General features: G+C 49.4%; 19 protein-coding genes. All 19 read left to right on the top strand.

Going from position 1 to position 17403, the window contains the following annotated elements:
* The first annotated feature begins 38 nt into the window (after positions 1 to 38).
* The 19 genes from ABSG49_RS05955 to ABSG49_RS05865 all read left to right on the top strand — a co-directional run bounded on the left by ABSG49_RS05955 (position 39) and on the right by ABSG49_RS05865 (position 17306).
* Positions 39 to 1364 carry a DegT/DnrJ/EryC1/StrS family aminotransferase gene (locus ABSG49_RS05955; protein ID WP_424025203.1) on the top strand — a complete coding sequence of 442 codons (1326 nt, stop codon included), beginning with the start codon at positions 39 to 41 and terminating at the stop codon, positions 1362 to 1364.
* A gap of 24 nt (positions 1365 to 1388) precedes the next feature.
* Positions 1389 to 1622, top strand: a complete 234-nt coding sequence (locus ABSG49_RS05950; protein ID WP_424025202.1) for a hypothetical protein — start codon at positions 1389 to 1391, stop codon at positions 1620 to 1622.
* Between the two features lie 18 nt (positions 1623 to 1640).
* Positions 1641 to 2663 carry a bifunctional heptose 7-phosphate kinase/heptose 1-phosphate adenyltransferase gene (locus ABSG49_RS05945; RefSeq protein WP_424025201.1) on the top strand — a complete coding sequence of 341 codons (1023 nt, stop codon included), beginning with the start codon at positions 1641 to 1643 and terminating at the stop codon, positions 2661 to 2663.
* Between the two features lie 13 nt (positions 2664 to 2676).
* Positions 2677 to 3495, top strand: coding sequence for a transketolase (locus tag ABSG49_RS05940; protein WP_424025200.1), 819 nt, complete (start codon positions 2677 to 2679; stop codon positions 3493 to 3495).
* Between the two features lie 10 nt (positions 3496 to 3505).
* The gene (locus ABSG49_RS05935; protein WP_424025199.1) at positions 3506 to 4438 is read left to right on the top strand and encodes a transketolase family protein; all 933 of its coding nucleotides are present in this window, start codon (positions 3506 to 3508) and stop codon (positions 4436 to 4438) included.
* Entirely contained in the window at positions 4435 to 5082 is a 648-nt protein-coding gene (fsa, locus tag ABSG49_RS05930) for a fructose-6-phosphate aldolase (protein ID WP_424025198.1), read from the top strand. The genes ABSG49_RS05935 and fsa overlap by 4 nt, the downstream gene beginning before the upstream one ends.
* A gap of 159 nt (positions 5083 to 5241) precedes the next feature.
* Positions 5242 to 6282, top strand: coding sequence for a Gfo/Idh/MocA family protein (locus ABSG49_RS05925; RefSeq protein ID WP_424025197.1), 1041 nt, complete (start codon positions 5242 to 5244; stop codon positions 6280 to 6282).
* A gap of 53 nt (positions 6283 to 6335) precedes the next feature.
* Entirely contained in the window at positions 6336 to 7277 is a 942-nt protein-coding gene (locus ABSG49_RS05920) for a phosphoglycerate dehydrogenase (RefSeq protein WP_424025196.1), read from the top strand.
* Positions 7278 to 7312: 35 nt separating this feature from the next.
* The gene (locus tag ABSG49_RS05915; protein WP_424025195.1) at positions 7313 to 7942 is read left to right on the top strand and encodes a D-sedoheptulose-7-phosphate isomerase; all 630 of its coding nucleotides are present in this window, start codon (positions 7313 to 7315) and stop codon (positions 7940 to 7942) included.
* Between the two features lie 14 nt (positions 7943 to 7956).
* Positions 7957 to 8688, top strand: coding sequence for an SDR family NAD(P)-dependent oxidoreductase (locus ABSG49_RS05910; RefSeq protein WP_424025194.1), 732 nt, complete (start codon positions 7957 to 7959; stop codon positions 8686 to 8688).
* Positions 8689 to 9107: 419 nt separating this feature from the next.
* Entirely contained in the window at positions 9108 to 10256 is a 1149-nt protein-coding gene (locus ABSG49_RS05905; RefSeq protein WP_424025193.1) for an AroB-related putative sugar phosphate phospholyase (cyclizing), read from the top strand.
* Between the two features lie 34 nt (positions 10257 to 10290).
* The gene (locus tag ABSG49_RS05900) at positions 10291 to 11040 is read left to right on the top strand and encodes an HpcH/HpaI aldolase family protein (RefSeq protein WP_424025192.1); all 750 of its coding nucleotides are present in this window, start codon (positions 10291 to 10293) and stop codon (positions 11038 to 11040) included.
* Positions 11041 to 11138: 98 nt separating this feature from the next.
* Complete coding sequence (gene kdsB / locus ABSG49_RS05895; RefSeq protein WP_424025191.1) at positions 11139 to 11915, top strand: 3-deoxy-manno-octulosonate cytidylyltransferase; 777 nt, start codon at positions 11139 to 11141, stop codon at positions 11913 to 11915.
* A 67-nt stretch (positions 11916 to 11982) separates the two neighbouring features.
* Positions 11983 to 12981, top strand: a complete 999-nt coding sequence (locus ABSG49_RS05890; protein ID WP_424025190.1) for a class I SAM-dependent methyltransferase — start codon at positions 11983 to 11985, stop codon at positions 12979 to 12981.
* Positions 12982 to 13025: 44 nt separating this feature from the next.
* Positions 13026 to 13733, top strand: coding sequence for an acyltransferase (locus ABSG49_RS05885; protein WP_424025189.1), 708 nt, complete (start codon positions 13026 to 13028; stop codon positions 13731 to 13733).
* Between the two features lie 403 nt (positions 13734 to 14136).
* Positions 14137 to 14544: an acyltransferase gene (locus tag ABSG49_RS05880; protein WP_424025188.1), complete on the top strand. Its 408-nt coding sequence runs from the start codon at positions 14137 to 14139 to the stop codon at positions 14542 to 14544.
* A gap of 21 nt (positions 14545 to 14565) precedes the next feature.
* Entirely contained in the window at positions 14566 to 14838 is a 273-nt protein-coding gene (locus ABSG49_RS05875) for an HAD family hydrolase (protein WP_424025187.1), read from the top strand.
* Positions 14839 to 15106: 268 nt separating this feature from the next.
* Entirely contained in the window at positions 15107 to 16522 is a 1416-nt protein-coding gene (locus tag ABSG49_RS05870; protein ID WP_424025186.1) for a B12-binding domain-containing radical SAM protein, read from the top strand.
* 118 nt (positions 16523 to 16640) lie between these two features.
* Positions 16641 to 17306, top strand: coding sequence for a cyclase family protein (locus tag ABSG49_RS05865; RefSeq protein WP_424025185.1), 666 nt, complete (start codon positions 16641 to 16643; stop codon positions 17304 to 17306).
* Positions 17307 to 17403 lie beyond the last annotated feature (97 nt).

The following is a 17403-nucleotide window of genomic DNA, read 5'->3' as shown; positions in this document are numbered from 1 at the left end:
TCATCTATAAACGAGAATGTAGAACTAAGGATTCCCTGATGCCAAAACTACAATCTCTCTTATATCTCCTTCAACTCCTCAAATCGCCCTATCTGATTGGATTTTACCGGGGTCATAATCACCTGTCCGACGCGGACGTCAGCAGAATATCGGAACTTCTTTCTTCTGATGACACGGAATTCCGGAACCGGGTAGTCAGGCACTATGAAGATAACTTTGCATCCCTGGTAGGCAGGGGATACGGGAGTAGTTTCGCTTCCGGGAGAATGGCTTTTTTTTCCCTGATGAAGTCACTGAGAATCGGTAAAGGGGACGAGGTGATCATACCGGGATTCACTTGTTCCGTAGTAGCCAATGCCGTCTTCAGGACGGGGGCCAGGCCAATATATTCGGATATCGATCCTGATACCCTTGGATCGGATGCGTCAGCCATTGCCCGGTGCATCACACCGCAAACCAGGCTGATCGTTGCCCAGCATTCGTTCGGCATTCCCTGCACGATTGATGAAATCGCAGATCTTGCGAAATCGAAAGGAATCTTCCTGGTCGAGGACTCGGCCCTTGCACTGGATTCCCGGCTTCATGGCAAATCCGTGGGTACCTGGGGCGATGCGGCATTTTTTTCAACGGATCACAGCAAGCCCCTGAACACGATCATCGGGGGGATGCTGTATACCCCGCACAAGGACATTTTTGAAAACGTGAAAAAAGTTGTGGGAAATATACCCGATCTCTCGAAAGAGCACCAGAGCAGACTTTACCGGCGTTTCATCTACGAGAGGAAAAATTACCTCCCTGCCCGGTACCCACGATCAATATTCCGGGAGACGCTCCAAGACGTGATGCGGAGATATTCCGGGAAACCCCCGGTCTTTCTTGAAAATGACTATACCAGCCAGTCTTCCGGACCCGCTGCCTATCCATATCCCGCAAAGATGCCTGCATTCCTTGCACAGTTGGGACTTTTCGAAATAGAACGATGGGGCGGCGAAAAAAGAAGAAGGCAGGCATTGCTTTTGGAATATCTGAGAGTGTATGAGGAGGCATACGGCGGGATTCGGATACCAGGTGCATATCAGGATACCGAGAAAGAGATTGTTCCTCTCCGGTTTATTTTCAGGTCGCCGGAAGCAACGATCATGAGGGGACGGCTTGGGAAGTACATTGATGCAAAGGCGATGTGGTTCCTCGATCCGGTTGTATGCAGCCCGGGGGGGCCTCAGGCGCTGGGATACGACAAGGGAAACTGTGCCAATTCCGAGGCAGTCTGTTCGGATATCCTGAACATGCCCTGCGTGCTGCCTGAAGGGTGGGACAACCGGGCTGTGTCGATCTTCCGTGATATCGTCGCCGGCAGCCGATAACTGGTACCGGCCTCTGGATTTATCATGAGAGAACTTTCAGCAGGAAGGCTGGCCAGGGTTTGTCATAACCAGTGGGCGAACAACCTGATCGGCAATTTTTATCCCGAAGCCCGTCACATATTGAAAAAGGGTAATCCGATACCGGCAATATTTTCCCCTGCCAGAGAACGGCCCTGCAGAATTCCCCCGTTCCCTGATTTGCAAATGATTATAAATGTACAAAAAAATGGCATATTGAGAACGATTGTTAAAAAATGACAATACGCGATGGTCTCTATGGATATTGAGGAACTAAAAGGCATTGTTAAAAAATTTGATCAGATCCGTATTCTTGTGATAGGGGACCTGATGCTGGATACATTCATACGGGGGAATCTCGTGCGCATATCCGATGAAGCACCCGTGCCAGTACTGGATTTCTCAACGGAGATTGTCCGTCCGGGGGGAGCGGCAAATGCCATGAGCAATATCATCTCTCTCGACGGCAAAGTTATTGCTGTAGGTGTCATGGGCAATGATGCTGCAGGAAAACGACTGCACCAGTTATTTTCCGACCGCGGCATCGATACGGAAGGAGTCGTCATCAGCGATAAAAGAAGGACGGTTGAAAAAACGCGGATCATTGCTGAAAAATTCCAGCAGAATGTGCTGCGGATCGATAAAACCAATGACACCGAGATTGGCGCCGAAGAAACGGAACTATTACTTGAATTTGTCCAAAAAACGATCGATTCGGTCGATACGGTCCTTGTATCGGATTATAACGATGGCATCATTACCAAAGAGCTGCTCGAAAAAGTGATTCCCCTGGCAAAATCCAGGAAAAAGACCATTGTGATCGATTCAAAGAGAGCGCATCTCCTGGACTACCGCAACGTCGATGTATTCAAAGTCAGTCTTCAGGTGGCAAGCGAGATCACGGGAGTCGGGCAGATAAATGAAACCAGTATCCGGAATATCGGGCAGTGGATGCTCACCCAGCTGGAATCGGAGTACGTGCTGATCACCGAGGGCAGGAACGGTATGACGTTATTTGAAAAAAATGGCAACGTCACCCACATCCCATCCGTTTCAAAAGAACCCGGAGAAGTCACCGGTGTAGCGGATACCGTCGGGGCAGTACTTGCATTATCCCTCGGGGTTGATCAGTCAAAGGTAGCGGCGGCAGCCGTTCTTGCAAATACTGCTGCAGGAATCAAAGTAGGAAAAATTGGATCCGCAACCGTCACAAGAGACGAGCTGACCGCAAAACTCGGAGTATTAAACAGCGATTCTCTCATGCATAAAATTACCAGGTAACCGGGGAGACCACGTGAACGATAATCAGGATTTTTCAGAGATCGATGACAGGGTGAGAAAGATCCGCAGACAGATCATCACCATGATTCATAAGGCTGGTTCGGGGCACCCGGGGGGCTCCCTGTCCTGTGTTGAAATATTAACGGTCCTGTACAGCCGGATACTCCGTCACGACCCAAAAAACCCGGACTGTGAAGGTCGGGACCGGTTTATTTTATCCAAGGGGCATGCAGCACCGGCGTTATATGCAGTCCTTGCAGAAGGGGGATATATCCAGGACAAAGAACTGGCTTTGCTGAGAAAAACAGGGAGCCTGTTGCAGGGACACCCGGATAAGAAGATCCCCGGGGTGGAAGTATCCACGGGTTCTCTCGGGCAGGGCCTCTCCATTGCATCCGGCATTGCCCTGAGCGCAAAGATCGACTCCCGGCCATTCAGGACATTTGTCCTTATGGGTGACGGTGAATGCGATGAGGGGCAGGTCTGGGAAGCTGCAATGCTGGCCTCGCATTACAAACTCGACAATCTGGTGGCGGTAATCGACAGAAATGGTCTCCAGATTGACGGACTTACCGAAAAAATCATGCGCCTTGAACCCCTTTCAAAGAAATGGACGGCATTCGGTTGGCATGTGCTTGAAGTTGACGGGCATAACGTAAATGAGATCCATGCGGCCTTTAAATCCGCTGAAAACGCAAAAGGTCAGCCAACGGTGATTATCGCTCATACATTCAAGGGAAAAGGCGTGTCCTTTATGGAATGGATTGGTGCGTTCCATGGAAAATCCCTGACAGAACAGGAACTTGAACTGGCCCTCAAAGAATTAGCATAAAGGAATTTTTATGGAACTGAAATCAACTCGTGACGCGTACGGTGAAACGCTGAAAAAAGTTGGGGGCAACAAGGACATCGTCGTACTCGATGCCGATCTCTCGGTTTCCACCAAAACAAACATTTTCTCCAAACACTTCCCGGAACGGTTTATCGATGTCGGCTGCGCCGAACAGAACCTTTTCGGTGTCGCTGCAGGACTGGCATTGTCAGGTAAGACCGTCTTTGCCAGTACCTATGCGATCTTTGCTTCCCGCGGTCTCGAGCAGATACGAAACACGATCGCCCATGACAAACTGAATGTAAAAATTGTCGTCACCCACGCCGGATTGACGAATGCTCCCGATGGCGCTTCGCATCAGGCATTGGAAGATATTGCGATCATGAGGGCGATCCCCCATATGCGGGTGATCGTCCCTGCTGATGCCATAGAAGCGGAACAGGCAATCACGGAAGAAATTCACTCAGAAGGACCGGCATATATCCGGCTGAACCGTGCCGAATCCCCATTCCTGTTTGATCCCGGTTACCGGTATGATATCGGCAGAGCCGAGGTCCTCAGGGAAGGACAAGACGTGGCATTATTTGCCACCGGGACAATGGTTTCCCCGGCCCTTGAAGCAGCGGATCAGATGAAAAAAGCATCGATCGATGCCTGTGTGGTCGATGTGCACACGATCAAACCGCTTGATACGGTCACCATAAACCAAATTGCATGGCAATGCGGGTCTGCAGTAAGTATTGAAGAGCACAGTGTCATCGGGGGGCTTGGCAGCGCCATTGCCGAATGTATTGTCGGACAGCACCCCGTTCCCATGAAAATAATTGGAGTCGGGGACACATTCGGGCAATCCGGGGAATACAACGAGTTGCTGGAACTGTATGGCCTGACAACAAGAAATATCGTGGCATCGGCAAAAAGGATCATGAAGGTGCAGAAATGAAATTTTTTATCGACACCGCAAATATCAGCGAGATCAAAAAAGCTCACGAGTGGGGAATCATCGATGGGGTTACCACAAACCCTTCTCTTGTGGCAAAGGAAAAGAAAGATTTCCGGAACCTGATTGCGGAGATCCTGAAAATAATCGACGGGCCGGTAAGCGTGGAGGTCGTGAGCCCCGATGCGGCAGAGATGGTCAGAGAGGCAGAGGTCTTTGCGAAATGGTCGGATAACGTGGTAGTAAAGCTCCCTATGACTCCCGAAGGAATCAAAGCAACCGGCATCCTGAAGACGAAGAAGATCAAGACCAACGTAACCCTTGTTTTTTCTGCAAACCAGGCACTTCTTGCTGCAAAGGCCGGTGCAACCTACGTGAGCCCGTTCATCGGCCGCCTGGATGATACCGGGGCGGATGGAATGCAGCTCGTGAAGGATATCCGCTGCATATATGAAAATTATTCATTTGATACCCAGATTATCGTCGCAAGCGTCAGACACCCCCTCCATGTCACAGAAGCAGCAAAAGCCGGTGCGGACGTGGCCACCGTTCCCTATGCGATCCTGGAGAAATTATTCCTCCACCCGCTCACGGAACGGGGACTGGCGATCTTTGAAAATGACTGGAAAAAAGCAGGATTGCGCTGAGCCGGGAGGGACCGGGTAACTTCATCAGCCAGAGGTAATATATCTCCGGTCACCAGCAGGGATGGAATCCTACAACAAAGTTCGACGCATGAGCACAGAGTATATGTGGTTTTAAAGATCACCTTGTGGTAATCTGCCGCGATCCGGGGCGCCAATATCATGGGTAAAAAAATAAATGTCGGAATTATCGGGCTTGGTAAGGTTGGTCTCCTAAGAAAAACACTCATACAGAAACATCCTTTCCTCCATCTGCAGGCAGTATGTGATATCACTAAACCGGACGTTTCGGCCATGGCTGGCTGCCGGTATTTTGAAAGATACCAGGATCTTCTGGATGCGGATATTGACGCTGTTTTTGTTGCAACCCCGAACAGGTTCACTCCGGAAATTGTCATTGCTGCGCTGAACCATCACAAACATGTTTTCTGTGAAAAACCTCCTGGCAGAACGGTAAAGGATATCGAGCTTATCAGGGCAGCAGAGAAAACAAGCAACGGATGCGTGCTCAAATTCGGGTTTAACCACCGGTATCATGGCGCGGTGATGGAAGCAAAAAAGATCATCGACAGCGGGATATACGGCAGGATCCTGTGGATCCGGGGAGTCTATGGAAAATCCGGAGGGCTCAATTTTACGAAGGAGTGGAGAAGCAACCGGGAATCGTCCGGCGGGGGAATACTTCTTGACCAGGGGATTCACATGCTGGACCTTTTCCGGTATTTTCTCGGGAATTTTTCAGAGATCAAGAGCTTCGTGAATACGTCCTACTGGGATATCGATGTCGAGGACAATGCCTTCGCGCTGATGAGAAACAAGAACAACCAGGTGGCCTTCATCCATTCCTCATCCACACAATGGAAGCATACCTTCAACATGGAGATCGGTCTTGAAGGGGGTTATGTGAACATTCACGGAATCCTGTCGTCTACCCGCAGTTATGGCCAGGGAGAGAGACTGGTCGTTGCAAAAAAGCAGTTTGAGGATGAGACCCAGGCCTTAGGCAATCCCCGTGAATCCATCACCTTTTTCGATCGGGATCGTTCCTGGGAACTTGAGATTGAAGAATTCGTCAACTGCATCGAAAAGCACATGCCGGTATCACAGGGCACATCCACGGATGCACTCGAGGTCATGAAACTTGTTCATGATATTTATAACAACGACCGGCCGAAATCGATAGCGGGCAACAGAGGGTTATGAACGATTCCGGGACAGTACCGGGTTTCCCCGTATTTTCAAAAAGAGGTGGAACGATGAATGAGAAAGTTTTGATCTGCACATCAAAATTCGCGGAATCCGGTAGCGAATCTCTGAAAATTTTCGAAGAACACAAGGTCACATTTCTTTTAAATCCCTATAAACGGACACTGACCGAAGATGAAGTCATCGCGCTTGGAAAGGGGTGCACGGGAATTATCTCCGGTTCAGAGCCCCTCAACAGGAGGGTGCTTGAAGCTCTCCCGGAGCTCCGGTGTATAAGCCGCGTCGGGGTCGGTGTTGATAATATCGATCTCGCTTTCGCGGAAAAACGGGGGATCTGCGTAAAAAATACCCCTGATGCACCCACCCGGGCGGTTGCTGAGCTGACCGTGGGCCTCATTCTTGACCTGGTCCGGGGGATCTCGATGCATGACCGCGAGATCAGGAAGGGAAACTGGAACAAGAGACTCGGCTGTCAGATAAAGGATAAGAACGTGGGAGTTATCGGTTTGGGAAGGATTGGCCGTACAGTTGCCGAACTGCTCACCGGTCTCGGGGCCCGCGTCTCGGGCTATGACCTGTATCCAGACCGGGCCTGGGCCAGACAGTATTCCGTTGAGATAAAGGACTTTTCCGCAATTCTTGCGGAGAGTGATATTGTCACCATCCATATCCCGTTCTCAAAAGGGAATGCTCCCCTGATCGGGGAAGCAGAGATCGGAAAAATGAGACCGGGGGCATTTTTACTGAACCTGTCCCGCGGGGGTATCGTTGATGAGACGGCACTGTATCATGCCCTGAAAGAGCACCGCCTCGCCGGTGCGGCGGTCGATACGTTCGAGAAAGAACCCTACCATGGGCCGCTCACCGGGCTTGGTACGATCATACTCACGCCCCACATGGGATCGTATACTGCGGAATCGCGGTCAGCCATGGAACTGGAAGCGGTAAAAAACCTTGTTGAAGCGCTCGATGGCAGCAAAGATACCCTTTAATGCATGGGTCTTTAACCTATAATCCGGAGCATACCATGCATAAATTTGAAGAAATTCTTCAAAAGAACAAATCTCCTGAAGCATTCACTTCAGAATACGTTTCCTACCTTTCTTCAATCCTTGCCCGGCTGGACAGACCGGTATTTGCACAGGTGTTCCGGATTCTCGAACAGGCGCGGGAACAGAAGAATACCATTTTTATCTGCGGCAACGGGGGCAGTGCCGCAACTGCATCGCATATCGCCGAGGATCTGGCACTGGGACCAAAGAAATACGGGCACGCTGCGTTCCGGACGATCAGCCTGACCGACAACGCCGCAAGTATCACCGCCATCGGGAATGACAACGGGTATGACGAGATCTTTGTCATGCAACTGGAAAACCTGTTCCGCAAAGGTGACATCGTCATGGGAATCTCAGCGAGCGGGAACTCCCCCAATGTCATCAAAGCGCTGGAGTATGCGAATGCCAACGGGGGAATTTCTCTCGCAGTCACCGGGTTTGACGGAGGAACGATGAAAAAAATCAGCCAGTACGGCATTCATGTTCATGCCGGGCCAAGCGAATACGAGCCGGTTGAGGATGCCCACCTGATTATCGGCCACATTCTCACATCCTACTTCAAATACCAGCCTCAGGAACATGGGTTACCCACTAAAAACTAAAGACGTGATCAAGAATGACCGACGATTTTTCCGGCAAGATGGCGATTGTGACCGGGGGGACCCGGGGGATCGGGAAATGCATTGTCCAGTTGCTTTCCCAACAGGGCTGCGATGTGATCTACACCGGTACGAAGAGATCATCGGATCAGGATCTCCGGGGAGCCCGGTTCGAACAACTGGATTTATCCGATGAAGTAAGTATCAACCGGTTTGTAAAAGGGATCATCGAACTCCATCCCGGGATCGATATCTTGGTGAATAATGCAGGTATCAATAAAATCGAGCCGATCGATGAAATATCTGATGAAGACTGGGAAAAGATCCTTACTGTTAATCTTACCGGCGCAATGCGCATGACACGGGCAGTGTCAAAAAATATGAAAAAAAATAAGAAATCCGGCAGGATTCTCAATATCAGTTCGATCTTTGGCGTGGTATCAAAATCCCGGCGCAATGCCTATTCGGCAAGCAAGACCGGCCTGATCGGCCTCACCCGGGCGAGTGCGCTTGACCTTGCACCGGATAATATTCTTGTCAATGCATTATGCCCGGGTTTTACGATGACGGAGTTGACGCAGTCCGTTCTCTCCAAAAAAGATATGGAGGAACTGCGCCGGGAAGTTCCCCTCGGCAGGTTTGCCGAAGTGAATGAAATTGCCCGTGCTGCATTGTTTTTGTGTTCAGGTTCGAACACCTATATCACCGGCCAGACGCTACTGGTTGACGGCGGATTTACGATCCGGTAATTTCGGGATCACTGCAGAAAACAACATTTTTTCCTCTCGTGAAAACGTCAGTTTATTCCATTCCTCTTGCGCCACCAGTCCCCCGAGGGGGGACGTGGCGCTTTGCACTGGAATGCAAAAGGGTTTTATGAAAACACCTCACTGCCCCGCCATGCCTCGGAGAGGCCCTGAGGCGGGGAACCCTCGTTTCTGGCTATCTTTTTCCATTTTCATGATTTGACTGTGAATGTATGTTCATATCCATTTTGCCAGTTCGAGTATCTTACCGTTTCATAAGAGGATGGTACCCGCCCGAAAGGACTTCTCGGTGGGTGTCTGAATATTGTTCTGTTGATTCCTATGAGAACGTGGTGATACGCTCAAACCTCTCCGCACAATAGCCACCGCTGCATATTCATTAAGTATGTTCGAATTTTAATATGAGTAAGGAAGAGGGCATATCGGCGATGATGAAGATCCGGTCAAAGATCAAGAATTATGAGGTCGGAATGATAGATGATCTCCTCTCAAAAAAAGGAGAGGTCTTCAAAAATTTTTCTTATGACCGCCTCTTTTTCTTTATCGATAAGAATGTGTACGAAAAATATGAGAACCAACTCGCCCCTTTTATCAGCAATGATCGTTTCTTCCTGATCGATGCCCTTGAATCAAACAAGGAATACTCGCATCTCGTAGAATACTATGATCTCCTGATCGAGAACCGTTTTACACGTAACGATATCCTGATCGCCATCGGAGGGGGGATCATCCAGGATATCAGCGGGTTCATCGCATCGACACTGTACCGCGGGATCCACTGGATATTCATCCCGACAACTCTCCTTGCTCAGGCCGACAGCTGCATCGGGTCCAAGACATCGATCAACTTCGGCAGCCGGAAAAACCTGATCGGGACCTTTTACCCCCCGGATGCGATCTTCATCGACACAGGATTTTGTGAGACCCTGACGCCGGAATATTTCAACAGCGGTCTTGGCGAGATCATCAAGTTCCATCTTCAGGCCGACCAAAAACAGTACGAAGTTCTGAAAAAATTCCTGGCCCTAAAAGATCCGCATTCCCCTCAGGCATTGAAGAAGATCATCTGGTCGACGCTGAAGATCAAGAGATCCTACTTTGAGAAAGACGAATTTGATTCAGCCCGCCGCAACCTTCTCAACTACGGCCATTGCTTTGGTCATGCACTGGAATCTGCATCAGATTTTACAGTAAACCACGGTGAGGCCGTGATCGTGGGAATGGGATTTGCTAATCTCGTATCAGCACGACGCGGCCTGATGGATCCGGAAAAATATGCGGAGTTTGAAGCGCTGCTGAAACGGTACTATCCCCGGTTCGATCTCTCGGAGATCGCGGTCGATGACATCATTTCCTACCTGAAGCAGGACAAAAAAAGGGTGGGAAAAGGACTGACCATGATCCTCTCCGAGGATATCGGGAGACAGTGCAAATATAACGATCTCACCGAGCAGGAGGTCCGTGACACATTCTGGGAATTCCTGACGATATACCCGCATGCCGCACCAGCAGGTCTAGAGTCCGGAAAAAAAAGGACCAGAAAAAGGTGAAGCCATGATAACAAAAAATCCGTTGAAATCACAATTGAAGAAAAACGCACTCACCATCGGGAGCTGGCTCCAGCTCAACAGCCCCAGTGCTGCAGAGATCATGTCGCAATCAGGTTTTGAATGGCTGACGGTAGACATGGAACATAGTGTCACTTCGCTGGAAACCATGCAGCATCTCCTCCAGATCATCGAGGGGCACAACATTGTCCCGCTCGTGAGAGTGGGGGAAAATAATCCCGATCTCATCAAGCGGGTGATGGACGCCGGCGCATACGGGATCATCGTACCGATGATCAATTCAGCAGACGATGCCAAAAAAGCGGTGAATGCGGTGAAATACCCCCCTCAGGGTACCCGGGGAGTCGGGATTGCCCGTGCACAAGGGTACGGGAGGAATTTTGAAGAGTATGCTTCGGTCATCAACCGGGAGTCCGTGGTCATTGTTCAAATCGAGCATATCAACGCCGTCAACAATCTTGAAGAGATCATCTCGGTCGATGGCGTTGACGGGTGTTTCATCGGGCCGTACGATCTCTCCGGCTCGCTCGGTATACCGGGCAATCTTACTCACATAGATGTGCTCGCCGCAGTCAGCGAAGTGGAGCGAATCTGCAGGGAGCGAAAGATGCCGCTCGGCATCCATGTGGTTGATCCGGATATATCCCTCATGAACAAATATATCCAGGCCGGTTACACGCTGCTTGCATTTAGCTCCGATATGCTCCTGCTGGAAAAGATCTGCAGGGAAAAAATGGCCGCACTTGCACAGGTCAGGAACAAATAGGATCGCGATACTACAGCAGAGTGACAAAGACATTTTATTATGATACCATCCAACATTCAGAAAGAGCTCCCAACATATTTTTTTGAAGGTGTATCACGATGAAGACGATTGGCATAATTCCGGCACGAATGGCATCCACCCGTTTCCCGGGCAAACCTCTTGCACCTATCTGCGGTATCCCCATGGTGGGACATATTCTCATGCGCAGCAGGATGTCCAAAGCGCTTGATGACGTGTACGTTGCGACCTGCGATACATCCGTCGTTAACTATGTAGCAACGCTGGGCGGCAAAGCCGTGATGACCTTGGACACGCATGAGCGTGCAACCGACCGCACTGCGGAAGCGATGCTGAAGATTGAGAAGGATACCGGGACGACCGTCGATATCGTTGTCATGATCCAGGGTGACGAGCCACTCGTCACACCCGCCTTGATCGATGCGCTTGTCCGCCCGATGCAGGATGATGCCTCCATTCAGATCACGAACCTGATCTCCACCATCAATAACGATGAAGAGTTTCACAGCCCGAATACGGTAAAGATTGTCATGGATGAGGCAGGGTATGCCCTGTATTTTTCACGGGAACCGATTCCCTCTGCAAAAAAATACCATGGAACGATACCCCGGTTCAAGCAGCTGGGGATCATTGCCTTCCGCAGGTCATTCCTCTTGAAATTCAATAATCTGGCGCCGACGCCCCTGGAAAAAATTGAATCGGTCGATATGCTGCGCGTCCTGGAGCACGGGTTGAAGATTAAACTAGTCATGTCACCGGACAACATCTATGGCGTAGACACACCTGAAGATCGAAAACACGTTGAGGAAATTATGGAGCATGATCCAATATTTGCAAAGTATGCAGGGACAAAATGATATTTTTCTGTTATGACAGAAATTTATCGGTTTTACATAAGTGGGAATCCGAGTTGCGTGATACATCATGAAGGAAGAATCGATCAGGCCGGAAAAAATTTTTAAGAAATATCTGGCTCTGGCAAAAAAAGACGCAATCGCCTACTTCAAGGATATTCCCTTCACCCGCCATCTCTGTCCTGCCTGTAAAAGTATAAAGAGTACATTTGCCTTCAGGAAACTGGGATTTGATTACGAGGAATGCAATGACTGCGGCACACTCTATGTCAATCCCCGTCCTTCCGCAGATGCCTTTTGCCGTTATTATTCCGATGCGCCGTCTGTCGTGTACTGGGCGACCCATTTTTACAAAGTGACGGAAGATGCACGCCGGGAAAAATTGATCAGGCCCAAGGCGGTTGCTGTCAGCAGGCTGATAGAGAAATATTACGGGCCGTTCCCGAAGAGAGCATGTGTCGCGGATGCCGGTGCCGGTTACGGGGTTTTTTGCGAAGAGCTGAGTGCATTACTCCCGCGCGGTATTCCGACAATCGCCATCGAACCGTCACCCTCCCTGATACAGATATGCAAAGACAAGAACATTGAGACAATTCCAAAATTTCTTGAAGATGTCACCAAAGCAGATTTCAAGAATAAAACAGTTGTAGCGATCGTATCGTTTGAACTTCTGGAACACCTGCATTCTCCCGACGATTTTATCCAAACCTGCAGCGATCTTCTTGATTCCGGGGGATTGCTCATTCTCACCACCCTGAACTGGCAGGGGTTCGATCTGCAAATCCTCCGGGAACATTCAAACAGCATCCATCCCCCCCACCACATCAATTTTTTTAACACCGCGTCCATCCAGGTACTCCTGCAACGGCACGGGTTTGAGATATGCGAAGTGACGACGCCGGGAAAACTTGACGTGGATATTGTCTCAAAACAGTTGCAGGATGTTACCTGTCCTTTCATCCGGGAGCTTCTTTCCTTGAGCGATGATGCCGTAAGGGAGAAACTCCAGGCAATACTCCAGGAGACCAGAACCAGCTCTCACCTGATGATCGTTGCGAGAAAAAAGTGAAGGTAGCGGTACATAAGAGATTCAGGTAACAGATAAAGGGGGAAATGATGTCCGATCGCACGAGAAACCAATTTCAGAATTTTTTACGGTTACCACTTAGGGTAAAACTGCAGTTTATTTCGTATTATTTCTTCAATGCACTCCACCTCTCGTTTTACGCGATCGTCCACTTCTATAATATTGCCCGGCTCGGATTGGCCGGCGTCAGGACCGGCAAAAATTTCTCAAGCCATGGTGCAATGATTATTAATATCTATCCGGGAAGTGAGGTCATTCTCGGTCAGAACGTATCTGCGATCAGTGATTCGCGCAGGTCCAATGCTTCTGCTCTTGCATTTCCGGTGAAGATCAGGACGTTTTCACCAAGTTCAAAAATACTGATCGGGGATAATGTCGGGCTGAACGGTACTTCGATCACATCACGCAGCAGGCCGATCATCATCGGATCCGGGACCATGATCGCACCGAACGTGATCATCGTCGACAGCGATTTCCATAAACCATGGCCTCCCAAACAGCGACTGAATTATCCCGGGAATGAGCTGGATCGTGAGGTGATCATCGGTAAAAACAGTTGGATTGGTATGAATACCATAATCCTGAAAGGAGTCACTATTGGGGATAATTGCATTATCGGGGCAGGAAGTGTTGTTGTGCACGATATCCCCGGGAATTCTCTTGCTGCCGGCAGTCCTGCACGCGTTATTAAAGTATATAATCAGGGATCAACGACATCCCCGGCGGATATTTGATGGAGAAGATAGATACGGTTTCAGATATTTTTCCGTACGTATTCCTCGCTGGCTGATACTGTTTCATGCGGGATCATATCGAAATGGAGCATACAATAACGAGTTTTTGCCAGTGAAAAAACAAGAGTCGTCCGATAGATTTTAAGAGGCCCGTAATTGCATTGGTATCGACGGGTGAATGCCAAGAGAGTAAAACACCTGTGCGGGCGCAGGGAGGTGTACAATACCGGATATTGAATGGTTCTCCGGACAGGTAGGTATTTTGTTTTAGGGGAACATAGTATCATTACAACGCATGTCATTCCGGGGCTTTATATCCGAATGTTACGAGCACTGGATAACACACGGTCCGTCAAATCAGCTGTTCTCAAAATTACGATGGAAATTTTATAACAAACGTCTCGTGCAGGGATCGGGATATTTCACGAGCCTCACGGGATTGTGGATACCATACCCGGAAACCGTTTTTATCGGGGATCAGGTCAGCATCAACCGGTACGTCATCATCGATTCGTCTGGTGCAGGCCGGATCAACATAGGAAATAACTGTCTGATCGGACCGTATGTGCTCATCCGTTCGGCAGATCATAAGTTCAGCAATCCCGATGCATCCATCCAGTGTCAGGGGCATGACGGGGGAGAGATCATGATCGAAGACAATTGCTGGATCGGGGGGCATGTGACCATTACACACAGCGTGACGATCGGCACCGGCTCTGTCATCGGAGCCAACAGTGTAGTAACCAAAGATATTCCACCTCATTCCCTAGCTGCCGGAAATCCGGCCAAAGTAATCCGTTCCCTCCCATGAAGATGCGGACCCTAGTGAACTATGATTGAGACCATCATCTTCGATTTTGATGGCGTCATTCTCGAATCGGTAACGGTAAAAACTGAGGCGTTCCGCGAACTTTTTTCATCAGAACCGGATTGCCCGGATGAGATCGTTGAATTCCATAAAAGAAACGGGGGTATGTCGCGCTACGACAAATTCAGGTATGTCTACTGCAGGCCGGATGAGTTCCCTTATGAGGATCGTTGCAAGAAAACGAGAAACCGTATGATCTCCCCCATCATTACTGATGGTGATACTACCCCCGGATGATGTGCTTTACCGGATCGTCGGAGATCCGTGGGATGCATCACCGGAAACGGCATACCATGTACCGGCATCTTTTCCGCCCCATCGCTGATTACATTGATTCAGCCGTATGTCAGCATTTCAGGTACTAGGACCTATCATCTGCAGCCAGCCCATGTGGGGACAGGTTACCGCGCTTTTAATAAAGATAATAACAAGAATTTTATCAATATTTACAATAAGGGACCTGTCGCGGCCACAATGGCGCAGTATCAGGGAGGTTTATTGATTGATGAATGTTTTACTGATTAACGTCCCCTCGCGTCGGGATACACATGGTGGAACGATGCCACCGTTAGGTTTGCTCTATGCCGGATCCATATTCGAGCGTCTGGGACACCGTGCAAAGATCTATGATCCATATCTTTCAAACACTAACTTTGAGATATTTGATGCGGGGGATTATTCCGAACTCGATAGCATTATCAGGGATTTCCATCCGGACATCGTTGGTTTCGGGGGAATTGCATCCTCGTATGGCCGTACAAAAAAACTTTCTGCATTTATCAAAAAAAAATATCCGGGTGTATTCCAGATTGCCGGGGGGCCCCTTGCATCGGTCTATGAATTACTGCTAACAAAAACCAAGGTGGATTTGGTATTCCACGGGGAAACAGAGCGCACACTGCCAATATTCCTGGAACGGTTCAGTACGAAATCGTCTTTTTCTGATATCCCAGGTGTTTCAACGATCACCCAAGGCAGAATTACCCGGAACCCCCTGGCCCCGCAGATTGAAAACCTGGATGATATCCCGATTCCGGCATATCATCTCATCGATATAAAAGCGTATAACCCGGATAAGGTTGATGTTCTCTCATCCCGCGGATGCACCAATAAATGCAGTTTCTGCTATCGCCATATGAAAGGGCACAGGCAGCACAGCATACCATACCTTATCAACCATATCAAATTCCTGATCAACACCTATGGTTACCGGAAGTTTGATATTTCTGACGAACTTTTCAATGCCAATCGTCAATGGGTACTTAATTTCTGTGACGCGCTTGAACGTCAGAATCTGCAAATTTCCTTTAAAACATCAATGCGGGCAGATAAGGTTGATGTCCCCATGTTGAAAAGACTGAAATCTACCGGGTGCGTCCAGATCAATTACGGCCATGAATCCGGGTCGGAGGTAATATTAAAAGAGTACCGTAAAGGTGTGGATGCAAAGACCAATACTGCAGTCACCATCATGACAAGGGAATGCGGTATAGACTGCCCGGTCCAGGTTGTCATCGGTTCCCCTTCGGAAACCCCGGAAACTATCCGCGAGACTACGGATTTCCTGATTGCGGTCGGTGGGGCAGATCCATCCATAAACTATCTTATCCCGTTCCCGGAAACACCGGTATGGGAACATGTGAAAAAACACAATTTAATTCCCGATGTTGAAAAATTTCTGGATGACATCGCCCGCTGGGGGGGCTCTCCGGTTGTCAACCTGACAGCCATCCCGGATAATGTATGGAGGACATGGAGTTACCGGATAAAAGCAGACATTAAACTTGCATCCCTGAAAAAAGAGGGGAAAATTCTGCACTATACGGGCATGAGAATTATTTTCAGGGTAATTGAACTCGGGTATATCTACGCCCCCAGAGCAGTCATTCAGATGGTCAGGAACAGAAGAACTTATGGATAACAAACGTTTCTGTCTGGTACTGTATATCAGAAACTGTATTATCGTTAACAATTCATCAGTTTATCATGGAGAATGATCAAACAATCTTTGGCATAATGCCCTGTGCCGGGGTGTACTTGTGATCATTCCGCTCTCCTACCCGTTTTCCCCCGGGTCCCCCCTGTATCCGAACACTCCCCCGCCCTCAGTACACCCGCTGCAATCCATGCGGCGGGGGGCGACGGCGAACACAAGCACCATAACATTCTCAACACATTCCGGAACGCACGTGGATGCGCCGCGGCATTTCTGCGGGCAGGGTAAGACTATCGCGGATTGTCTGGCCGTGGTAACAGTATTCTATCCGGTGTATTGTATAGATGTACCAAAAGGGGCAGCTGAAGAGATCATGGTTTCTGATCTGGAAAACCGGATTTCCCATGTCCAGGATGCCGAGGCTATCCTGATCAGGACCGGCTGGCACAGAGTACGTTCAGGCAATCCGGAGCGATACTGTACCGACCACCCGTGGGTGTCTCCGGATGTTTCCCGGTTCCTGCGGGAGCAGTGCCCGGGATTGCGCCTGTTCGGGCTGGACCAGATCTCTATATCTTCCCCTCTGCAACGGGAGACTGGGCATGCATGTCACAGGGCATTTCTCTGCGGAGAGAGGCCAGTCCTTTTACTGGAGGATCTCGACCTTTCAAACGATCGGGTAACCAAGAGATTCAGGATGCATATTTTCCCGGTCTTCATTGATGATATCGACGGGATTCCCGTAACGGTGATAGCGGAGATCCCGTGAGAGCATAACCGGGCAACTGATGCAAGGAGTGCAGGGAAAACTCATCGGGCCCTTTTCGGGCCCTTTGTTCCGGGACCAAGAGAGCGGCACATACGTA

The organism is Methanoregula sp., assembly GCF_049510175.1.
Taxonomy (GTDB): domain Archaea; phylum Halobacteriota; class Methanomicrobia; order Methanomicrobiales; family Methanospirillaceae; genus Methanoregula.
The sequence above is the reverse complement of the archived record's forward strand: the minus strand, read 5'-3'. Positions and strand labels throughout refer to the sequence as shown.

Coding starts and splice junctions, on each gene's coding strand:
- ABSG49_RS05955 (WP_424025203.1), top strand. CDS start 39: ATGCCAAAACTACAATCTCTCTTATATCTCCTTCAACTCCTCAAATCG.
- ABSG49_RS05950 (WP_424025202.1), top strand. CDS start 1,389: ATGAGAGAACTTTCAGCAGGAAGGCTGGCCAGGGTTTGTCATAACCAG.
- ABSG49_RS05945 (WP_424025201.1), top strand. CDS start 1,641: ATGGATATTGAGGAACTAAAAGGCATTGTTAAAAAATTTGATCAGATC.
- ABSG49_RS05935 (WP_424025199.1), top strand. CDS start 3,506: ATGGAACTGAAATCAACTCGTGACGCGTACGGTGAAACGCTGAAAAAA.
- fsa (WP_424025198.1), top strand. CDS start 4,435: ATGAAATTTTTTATCGACACCGCAAATATCAGCGAGATCAAAAAAGCT.
- ABSG49_RS05925 (WP_424025197.1), top strand. CDS start 5,242: ATGGGTAAAAAAATAAATGTCGGAATTATCGGGCTTGGTAAGGTTGGT.
- ABSG49_RS05920 (WP_424025196.1), top strand. CDS start 6,336: ATGAATGAGAAAGTTTTGATCTGCACATCAAAATTCGCGGAATCCGGT.
- ABSG49_RS05915 (WP_424025195.1), top strand. CDS start 7,313: ATGCATAAATTTGAAGAAATTCTTCAAAAGAACAAATCTCCTGAAGCA.
- ABSG49_RS05910 (WP_424025194.1), top strand. CDS start 7,957: ATGACCGACGATTTTTCCGGCAAGATGGCGATTGTGACCGGGGGGACC.
- ABSG49_RS05905 (WP_424025193.1), top strand. CDS start 9,108: ATGAGTAAGGAAGAGGGCATATCGGCGATGATGAAGATCCGGTCAAAG.
- kdsB (WP_424025191.1), top strand. CDS start 11,139: ATGAAGACGATTGGCATAATTCCGGCACGAATGGCATCCACCCGTTTC.
- ABSG49_RS05890 (WP_424025190.1), top strand. CDS start 11,983: ATGAAGGAAGAATCGATCAGGCCGGAAAAAATTTTTAAGAAATATCTG.
- ABSG49_RS05885 (WP_424025189.1), top strand. CDS start 13,026: ATGATGTCCGATCGCACGAGAAACCAATTTCAGAATTTTTTACGGTTA.
- ABSG49_RS05875 (WP_424025187.1), top strand. CDS start 14,566: ATGATTGAGACCATCATCTTCGATTTTGATGGCGTCATTCTCGAATCG.
- ABSG49_RS05870 (WP_424025186.1), top strand. CDS start 15,107: ATGAATGTTTTACTGATTAACGTCCCCTCGCGTCGGGATACACATGGT.